We start from the raw sequence: 9300 nt of genomic DNA, 5'->3' as shown, positions 1-9300 counted from the left end.
GGATGACGATCAGGCAGGTGTCGTCGTCGGTGTCGGGGGTGGTGTGCGCGAGGACGTGGTCGGCCTGCCGGGCAACGTCGGGTTGGCGTTGCCCGGCGATGCGCAGGAGGGCGGCGAGCGAGGTGTCCAGCCCGGTGCCACGGCGTTCGATGAGGCCGTCGGTGAACAGCAGGAGGATGTCCTCGCTGGCCAGGTGGTGGACGGTCTCCTCGTAGGTCGCGTCGGGCTCGACGCCGAGCAGCAGCCCCTCCGGTTGCGGCAGCATGCTGGCGGTGCCGCCGCGGACGAGGACCGGGGGCAGGTGCCCCGCGCGGGCCCAGAGCAGGGTGTGGTCCGACGGGCGGTACAGGCCGCAGATCACGGTCGCGGTGATGTCGTCGGTCAGGTGGTAGGTGACCCGGTTCAGCCAGTGCAGCAGTTGCGCGGGCCCCGCGCCGGTGACGGCGAGACCGCGAAGGCTGTTGCGCAGGGTCACCATGCCGGCCACGGTCCGGATGCTGTGGCCCGCGACATCGCCCACGACCAGCAGGACGTCGCCGCTGGGGAGGGTGACGGCGTCGTACCAGTCGCCCCCGACGAGATGTTTCTGCTCGGCCGGGCGGTAGCGGACCGCGACCGCGAGTCCGCTGGCTTCGACGGCCTCGTCCGAGCCGGGCAGGAGCGCCCGCTGCAGGGTCAGCGCGAGGCGGTGCTGGCCGGCGGCCCGCGCCTCGGAGTCGGCGAGCTGGTGTCGGGTGGCGTCGAGGACGACCTGGGTGCGGTAGTGGCTCGTCAGGTCCTGGTAGACGCCGCGGACCGCGATCAGCGTTCCGGCGGTGTCGGTCACGGGTTCGGCGATCGCGCGGAGCTGGCGCATCGTCCCATCGGGGAGCAGGACCCGGAAGGAGACCGTGACAGAGTGCTTCAGCCGTAGCAGCGCATCGCGTAGCTGGTCGACGGCCGCTCGGTCCTGGGGATGGACGTGGCGGTCGAGGCTGTCGAGGGTGATCGGCGGGTCATGGCGGGGGCGGCCGAACAGCTCGTAGGTGTGCCGGGTCCAGCGCACCCCGCCGGTGCGGATCTCCTCCTGCCAGGCGCCGAACCGGCCGAGGCGTTGCACGGCGCGCAGCAGCGAATCCCCGCTCTCGCCTCCCTCGCTGCGGGGCCAGCCGAGGGCGACGCCGTCGAAGAGGCGGGCGATGCGCACATCCGCCTCCCAGGTGACGACCACGTCGTCGACCAGGGTGAGCAGGACCGTGCCATCGGCGCGGAACGGTTCGCCGGTGCGCAGGACCTCGACCGCCCGCTTGAACAGGCCCGCGTCGGCGCCGAGTAGAGGGTAGAGCTCCAGCAGGCCACGCCCCAGCAGCGCGGCGGGTGGCCGCCCACCCGGATCCACGAAGCCCTCGCCGACGTGGTCGATGCGGAAGTCGAGCACCTCCCCGTCACCGGCCCGCACAGCGTGCGCCAGCAGCACCGACCCGCCCATGGCGTCGAGGAGCGCCGGCAGCCAGGCGACCCTGGCCGGCAGCGTCCCGATGCTGGCAAGAGTCTGCGCCGCCACGACGCCGGTCGTGCCGGTCGTGCCGGGTCCGCCTGGCGGCTGCAGGCTGCGCAGGCAGAGGTCGGCGAGGGCGGTGAGCTCGCGCCGTATCCCCTCGCTGAACTGGGCCTGGGGGGCCGGCCAGCAGATCTCCATGGCGCCGACGACGGCGCCGGCGTGCAGGAACGGCAGGGCCGCGCGTGCTCCTCGCCAGGGACCGAGCCGGGCTAGCCCGTCGGCGTGCCCCGCGGCCCCCGCCGGCCCCGGCGGGGATCCGGCCGGCCACCACTGGGGTGCGCCGAGGCACGCGGCGCGCAGGGCGGCGCAGTCCAGCTGTGGCGGGATCCGCTGCCAGCGGCTCGCGTTGAGCAGGTCCAGACCGGCCTGCCCGACCAGAGCGAGCGCGCCGTCCGGTTCCAGCATCCAGAAGGCCACGGCCACTACTCCCAGCGGGGCCAGGGCCTCGTTGAGGACGGCCTGTGCGACTGCGCATCCGTCGGTGCCGTGGCCGATGGTGCTGCATCCGTCGGTGCCGTGGCCGTCGGTGCCGTGGCCGTCGGTGCCGTGGCCGATGGCTGCGTGGCCGACGGCGACCTGCGCCAGCCAGGTGCGGCGGCGGGCAGCGTCGTCCAGCGGAGGCTGCGGAGAGGCACCCGGAGCCTGGCCGAGCACCTCGGCCGCGAAGTCGGCCGGGGCGATACCGGCGGTGGAGGCGAGGCTGCGGAGCTGTTCGCCGGCCTCGGCCACCGAACACCGCAGTCGCTCGACCAGCACCCCGGTCGCGACGTCGATCAGCGCGTCGGAGGCGGTGCGTGACTGGGACTCCGCGAGTTGCCGTTGCTGACGTGCAATCACGCCCAGTAGCCCCGCCGTGTGGCCAGGCTGGCCGGTGATGCCGTCCGCGGAGCCCACGAACGTGTCTCCTTGTCCACCCCAGGCGCTGGTCGCCCGCCAGGGCAAGGGCGTGTGGCCAAGACGCCGGTCTTGTCCCTTTACCCTACTGCAGAGGCCCCGAAGGGATCCGGGTGTCGACTGCGACGGTTCCCCGGCGGAACGGGCACTGTGGGTGACAGGCTGGAGGATAACAGTGACCGAGACCACGGATCGTGGTGCGGCGCGCGCCCGGCTGGATGATCCGGCCCTGCGACAGCTGCTTGCCGGGCTCACCGCCGTGCGGGGCGGCGACTTCGGCACCCGCCTGCCCCCGATCGGTGACGATCTGCTGGACGAGATCGCCACCGTCTTCAACGGGATGATCGATCAGCTCGCCCTGTTCACCTCCGAGGTGACCCGGGTGGCCCGCGAGGTGGGCACCGAGGGCAAGCTCGGCGGCCAGGCCGAGGTCCCCGGGGTCTCGGGCTCGTGGAAGGACCTGACGGACAACGTCAACGCCATGGCCGGCAACCTGACCGGTCAGGTCCGCGACATCGCGCAGGTCGCGACGGCGGTGGCGAAGGGTGACCTGTCGCAGAAGATCACCGTTGATGCCCGCGGGGAGATCCTGGAGCTCAAGAGCACGATCAACACGATGGTTGATCAGCTCTCGGGGTTCGCCGACGAGGTCACGCGGGTGGCCCGGGAGGTCGGCACCGACGGGCGGCTCGGCGGGCAGGCGGACGTCAAGGGCGTCTCGGGTACCTGGCGTGACCTCACCGAGTCGGTGAATGTCATGGCCGGCAACCTGACCAGCCAGGTCCGGTCGATCGCGCAGGTCGCGACGGCGGTGGCGAAGGGTGACCTGTCGCAGAAGATCACCGTTGATGCCCGCGGGGAGATCCTGGAGCTCAAGAGCACGATCAACACGATGGTTGATCAGCTCTCGGGGTTCGCCGACGAGGTCACGCGGGTGGCCCGGGAGGTCGGCACCGACGGGCGGCTCGGCGGGCAGGCGGACGTCCGCGGTGTGTCGGGAACCTGGAAGGACCTCACCGACAACGTGAACGTGATGGCGTCGAACCTGACGGCGCAGGTCCGTTCCATCGCGCAGGTCGCCACGGGGGTCGCCCGCGGCGACCTTTCCCAGAAGATCACGGTGGAGGCGAAGGGCGAGGTCGCCGTGCTCGCCGCCACGATCAACACCATGGTGGACACCCTCGGCGCCTTCGCTGATGAGGTGACGCGGGTCGCCCGCGAGGTCGGCACCGACGGCCGCCTGGGCGGCCAGGCGAGCGTGAAGGGGGTGTCCGGCACCTGGAAGGACCTCACCGACAACGTCAACTTCATGGCGAACAACCTGACCAGCCAGGTCCGCAACATCGCCCAGGTCACGACGGCGGTCGCCCAGGGTGACCTGACCCGCAAGATCGATGTCGACGCCCGCGGGGAGATCCTCGAGCTGAAGACGACCATCAACACGATGGTCGATCAGCTGTCCTCGTTCGCGGCTGAGGTGACGCGGGTGGCCCGCGAGGTGGGCACGGACGGCATCCTCGGCGGCCAGGCCGAGGTGGAGGGCCTCGCGGGTACCTGGAAACGCCTCACCGAGAACGTCAACGAGCTGGCGGGGAACCTCACCCGGCAGGTCCGGGCCATCGCCGCCGTCACCAGCGCCGTCGCCACCGGCGACCTGACCAGGTCGATCGACGTCGACGCGCAGGGCGAGGTCGCCGAGCTCAAGGACAACATCAACGCGATGGTGCGGTCGCTGCGCGAGACGACCCGCGCGAACCAGGAACAGGACTGGCTCAAGACCAGCCTCGCCCACATCGCCGGGCTGATGCAGGGGCACCGCGACCTGGAGACCGTCGCCCAGCTGGTCATCGACGAGCTGACGCCGATGGTCGACGCGCAGTACGGCACCTTCCTGCTCGCCGAGTCCGGGGCCGCGCGGCCCGCGCTCAACCTGATCGCCAGCTACGGATACCAGGCCCCGCCGCAGGCGCGCCGGTTCGACTTCGGCCAGTCCCTGGTCGGGCAGGCCGCGCGGACGAAGCGGCCGATCACCGTCGCGCACACCCCGGCCGGCTACCTGACGATCGCCTCCAGCCTCGGGCAGTCGGCTCCGGTCGCCCTGATCGTGCTCCCCATCCTGTTCGAGGACCAGGTGCTCGGCGTCATCGAGCTCGCCTCCTTCAACCCCTTCGCGCAGGCCCACCACGACTTCCTGAACCTGTTGACGGAGACCATCGGCGTCAACGTCAACACGATCATCGCCAACGCCCGCACTGACGCCCTGCTGGAGGAGTCCCAGCGGCTCGCGTCCGAGCTGCAGGCGCGATCCGAGGAACTGCAGTCCCGTCAGGAGGATCTCCAGCTCTCCAACGCCGAGCTGGAGGAGAAGGCCACCCTGCTGGCCCGGCAGAACCACGACATCGAGGTCAAGAACTTCGAGATCGAGCAGGCCCGCCAGGAACTGGAGGAGCGGGCTCGCCAGCTCGCCCTCGCCTCGAAGTACAAGTCCGAGTTCCTGGCGAACATGTCCCACGAGCTGCGCACACCCCTGAACAGCCTGCTGATCCTCGCTCGCCTGCTCGCGCAGAACCCCACTCGTAACCTGTCACCGAAGCAGGTCGAGTACGCCCACGTCATCCACTCCGCGGGTTCGGATCTCCTGCAGCTCATCAACGACATCCTCGACCTGTCCAAGGTCGAGGCCGGGAAGATGGACATCCATCTGGAGGAGGTCGCCCTGGGCGACATCGTCGACGACGTCCAGGCCACCTTCTCGCCGATCACCGCGGAGAAGGGCCTGCGGTTCACCGTCGCGACGGCGCCCGATCTGCCCCCGCGGCTGCGTACCGATCGTCACCTGGTCGCGCAGGTGCTGCGCAACCTGTTGTCCAACGCGGTGAAGTTCACCGAGCAGGGCAGCGTCGACCTCGCCATCACGCCGTCCGGTGCCGGCGCCGGCGCCGGCGGGCAGGGGGCGGGGCAGGCCGTCCTGCTCTCGGTGTCCGACACCGGAATCGGGATCGCGGCGGAGAACCTGGAACGCATCTTCGGGGCGTTCCAGCAGGGCGACGGCACCACCAGCCGCCGCTACGGCGGCACCGGCCTCGGGCTGTCGATCTGCCGCGAGGTGGCGACGCTGCTGGGCGGCGAGATCCAGGCCCGCAGCGAGTTCGGGCGGGGCAGCACCTTCACGCTGCGGCTGCCCATGGTCCCGCCGGCCACGACGCCGCCCGACTCCTACCCCCAGCTTTCCGCCGGGCGGCCGCCATCGAACGCCGTTCCCCCCGCCCAACGGGCTCCGCTGCCCGCCGCGACGACCGTCACCCTGGACCTTCTCCCGCCGGCCCTCGCCGCACTCGCCCCGCCGATGGACGCGACCGCGACCGGGAGGCCCGCGGTGGAGCCCGCGAGGCCGGCGGCGGAGCCCGCGGAACCGTCCCACGCGCCGAGGACGACTCCCGGGCTCGCCGGCCGCACCGTGCTCGTCGTCGACGATGACGTGCGCAACGTCTTCGCCATCACGAGCATCCTCGACCTGCACGGGCTGAGGGTGATCCACGCCGGTGACGGGCGGATGGGCATCGACGCGCTCGTGTCCAACCCGGGCATCGACCTCGTGCTGATGGACGTGATGATGCCCGAGATGGACGGTTACGCCACCACCGCCGCCATCCGGACCATGCCCCAGTTCGCCGACCTGCCCATCATCGCCGTCACCGCCAAGGCGATGCCGGACGACCGGCAGAAGTGCCTCGACGCCGGGGCCACCGACTACGTCACCAAGCCGGTGGACATCGAGGAACTCCTCGCCTGCATCCGGGCCAGCCTCACCCCCGGGCGGCGCTCACGGTGGGCAGCGCCAGGCGAGTGATCCGTCGCCAGACGCTCGCGGTCTGCCGGGGCAGTGACCCGGTGGTGTAAGGCAGGCCGAAGCGCTCGCACAGGTCGCGGACCCGCGGCGCGATCTGCGCGTAGCGGTTGCTGGGCAGGTCGGGGAAGAGATGGTGCTCGATCTGATGGCTCAGGTTGCCGGACAGGAGGTGGAGGATCGCCGGGCCGCTGATGTTGGCGGAGCCGAGGAGCTGGCGCAGGTACCACTCGCCGCGGCTCTCCTCGGCGATCTCCTCCTCGGTGAAGGTGCGGGTGCCCGCCGGGAAGTGGCCGCAGGTGATGATCGTGTGTGCCCAGACGTTGCGGGTGACGTTTGCGGTGAGGTTGCCCAGCAGGACGGGGAGGAACGCCGGGCCGCCGAGAAGGGGAAACGCCACGTAGTCCTTGAGCCCCTGGCGGGCGGCCTTGCGTAGCACCCGCCCGAGCTGGCCCGCGGTCTCGCCCCAGCTCTTCTCGCCCTGCCACGCCCTTTCGATCTCGGCGTCGTAGATTGCGATTCCCCATTCGAACACCGCGGCGAGGCCCAGGTTGTAAAGGGGCTGAGCAAGGTAGATGGGATGCCAGGGCTGCTCGGGCGAGACCCGCAGCATTCCGTACCCGAGGTCCCGGTCCTTACCGAGCACGTTCGTGTAGATGTGATGGGCATAGTTGTGGGAGTGCTTCCACTGGTCGGCAGGTGACGCGAAATCCCATTCCCAGGTGGTGGAATGAATGTCCGGGTCACGCATCCAGTCCCACTGGCCGTGCAGGACGTTGTGCCCGATCTCCATGTTCTCGAGAATCTTGGCGACGCTGAGCATCGCCGTGCCGGCGAGCCACGCCGGCGGCAGGACGGACGCGAACATGACCGCCCGGCCGCCGGCCTCGAGCCGGCGCTGGACGGCGATCACCCGTCGGATGTACCGGGCGTCGTCCTCGCCGCGGCTCGCGATGACCTCCGCCCGCAGCCGGTCGAGTTCCCGACCGAACTCCTCGATGTCGCGGGCGCTGAGGTGCGTCGATCCTGACATCCGCGCTCTCCTCCAGTTGGCAGGTCGATGTCCAGGTCACAGGTCGATGTCGACGTCGCCGACGGCGGTGGACACACAGGTCTGGATGAGGTCGCCGGGGTCGCCGTGCTCCTCGCCGGTGCGCAGGTCCCGGACCCGGCCGCCGGTGAGACGGGCCAGGCAGGTGCGGCAGACTCCCATGCGGCAGCCGCTCGGCATGACGACGTCCGCCTCCTCGCCCACTGCCAGCAGGGAGGTGCCCCCGTCGGCCGCCACCTCCCGATCGCTCCTGACGAAGCGCACCCGCCCGCCGGGCGCTCCGGACGGGCGCCGCACCGGCTGAAACCGTTCCGTCCGCAGCCGGTCGGCGAGGCCGGCCGCCCGCCAGTACGCCTCGGCGCGGTCGAGCAGTCCCCGCGGTCCGCAGATCCACGCCATCCGGTCCGGTAGGTCGGTGCAGGCGGCGGACAGGTCCGCGATCGCCGGCCGCCTCGCCGGCCGGCCGGGGACGGGACGGGTGTGGTGTTCGTGCAGGTGCAGGCCGGGGAATCGGGCCGCCAGCCGGCGCAGTTCGTCGCCGAAGATGACCTCCGGACCGGTCGGCGCGACGTGCGCGTGGAACACGTCCGGCATGTCCCCGGCCAGGGCGAAGCCGCGCAGCATCGACATCACCGGGGTGATGCCGCTGCCGGCGGTCACGAAAAGCAACCGGGCCGGCAGGATCTCCGGCAGCACGAACCGGCCGCTCGGCTGGCTGAGCCGAACAATCTCACCGGGATGCAGCCGGCGCACGACATGTCGCGACACAAACCCGCCGGGTCCCGCCTTCACCGTGATGGTGACGAGATTATCCGGGTGGCCGGGCGGGGACGACAGCGAGAATGTCCGCCAGTGCCACACACCCGCGATATCCACGCCGATGCCGACGTGTTGACCCGCGAGATGTTCTCGCCAGCCGCGACCGGGACGTATGACGATGGTCGAGGCGTCGGGAGTCTCCGGTATGACGGCCTCGACCCGACCGGACAATCGCTGCCGCGACCACAGCGGGTTCACCATGGCCCGGAAATCATCCGGCGCCAGCGGGCTTGTCAGGATGCCGGCCGCCGCGGTCAGCATTGGTCGGATATCCAGCATTGGTCGGATATCCAGCATAGATCGTGTCACCTTCGCCAGCGGGCGTACCGGACCAGACGCCTTCTCGAGCGGATTTCTGGCAATTTCGGGCGGGGTCGCAGCTATTTCGTGCCCGCCGGACGGGAGGCTACACCGCAGCCTCGCACTTCAGGTGGTGGCGCCGCCGGCCTCAGGCGGTGGGGCCGCCGGCGAGTACGGACCAGCCGGCGTCGACGCGCAGCACCGTCCCGGTCGCCGGGCGCAGGGCGGGGTCGAGCGCCAACCCGACGGCGGCGGCGATGTCCGCCGGTTCCAGGACGCGGTGCAGCACGGAGTTGTCCGCCAGCACTCGCTCGCGCTCCGCGTCGAGGACCGCGGCGGTCGCCTCGGTACGCACGGCGCCGGGCGCGACGGTCAGGACGCTGATCCCGTCGCGGGCCGTCTCCGCGGCGACGTGGCGGGCGAAGGTGGCCAGCGCCGCCTTCGCGGTCCCGTGGGCGAGCCGGCCCGAGCCCACGTAGTCGGCGGCGGTGCTGCCGAGATAGACCAGCCGTCCGTCGCCCTGCGCCCGCATGACCGCCACCACCTGCTGGGTGATGTGGAAGGCCCCGGCGAGTTCCCCGGTCATCTTCGCGGCGAACTGCGCCCAGGTGAGTTCGCTCAGCGAGGCGAAGGGCGGGGCGGCGGTGTTCGCGTTGATCACCAGCGCGTCGATCCGTCCCCGGTCGGCGAGCACGGTCGCGACCATCGACGCCACGTCGCCCGGATCGGTGACATCACTCGCCAACGGGACCGCGCTGCCCCCCGACCGGCGGATTCCCTCGACCACAGCCTTCGCCGCGTCGGCATCGCGCCGATAGTTCACGACCACGTGATACCCGCGGCGAAGGC

General features: G+C 71.1%; 5 protein-coding genes. 1 reads left to right on the top strand and 4 read right to left on the bottom strand.

All coding sequences use genetic code 11. The features are described from left to right. The coding region (locus tag NBZ85_RS22385) for a SpoIIE family protein phosphatase (RefSeq protein ID WP_261562541.1) at window positions 1-2434 on the bottom strand (2434 nt) is incomplete at its 3' end. Between the two features lie 175 nt (window positions 2435-2609). Between NBZ85_RS22385 and NBZ85_RS22380 the strand changes: the two genes are divergently transcribed. Then, entirely contained in the window at window positions 2610-6284 is a 3675-nt protein-coding gene (locus tag NBZ85_RS22380; protein WP_261558773.1) for a HAMP domain-containing protein, read from the top strand. Here NBZ85_RS22380 and NBZ85_RS22375 read toward each other — a convergent pair. From NBZ85_RS22375 to NBZ85_RS22365, 3 genes are all read right to left on the bottom strand, one after another. After that, window positions 6241-7314 carry a fatty acid desaturase family protein gene (locus tag NBZ85_RS22375; protein WP_261558774.1) on the bottom strand — a complete coding sequence of 358 codons (1074 nt, stop codon included), beginning with the start codon at window positions 7312-7314 and terminating at the stop codon, window positions 6241-6243. The genes NBZ85_RS22380 and NBZ85_RS22375 overlap by 44 nt on opposite strands. 36 nt (window positions 7315-7350) lie before the next feature. Beyond that, complete coding sequence (locus NBZ85_RS22370; RefSeq protein ID WP_261558775.1) at window positions 7351-8412, bottom strand: ferredoxin reductase; 1062 nt, start codon at window positions 8410-8412, stop codon at window positions 7351-7353. 187 nt (window positions 8413-8599) lie between these two features. Continuing rightward, window positions 8600-9300, bottom strand: a 701-nt coding sequence (locus NBZ85_RS22365) for an SDR family oxidoreductase (protein ID WP_261562540.1), incomplete at its 5' end; no start/stop codon positions are given.

The sequence above is a fragment of the Frankia tisae genome (genome assembly GCF_025403405.1).
Classification (GTDB): Bacteria; Actinomycetota; Actinomycetes; order Frankiales; family Frankiaceae; genus Frankia; species Frankia tisai.
The sequence above is the reverse complement of the archived record's forward strand: the minus strand, read 5'-3'. Positions and strand labels throughout refer to the sequence as shown.

Bases quoted from the DNA above. Each gene is read 5' to 3' on its own strand.
- NBZ85_RS22375 (WP_261558774.1), bottom strand. From the start codon at position 7,314: ATGTCAGGATCGACGCACCTCAGCGCCCGCGACATCGAGGAGTTCGGT.
- NBZ85_RS22370 (WP_261558775.1), bottom strand. From the start codon at position 8,412: ATGCTGACCGCGGCGGCCGGCATCCTGACAAGCCCGCTGGCGCCGGAT.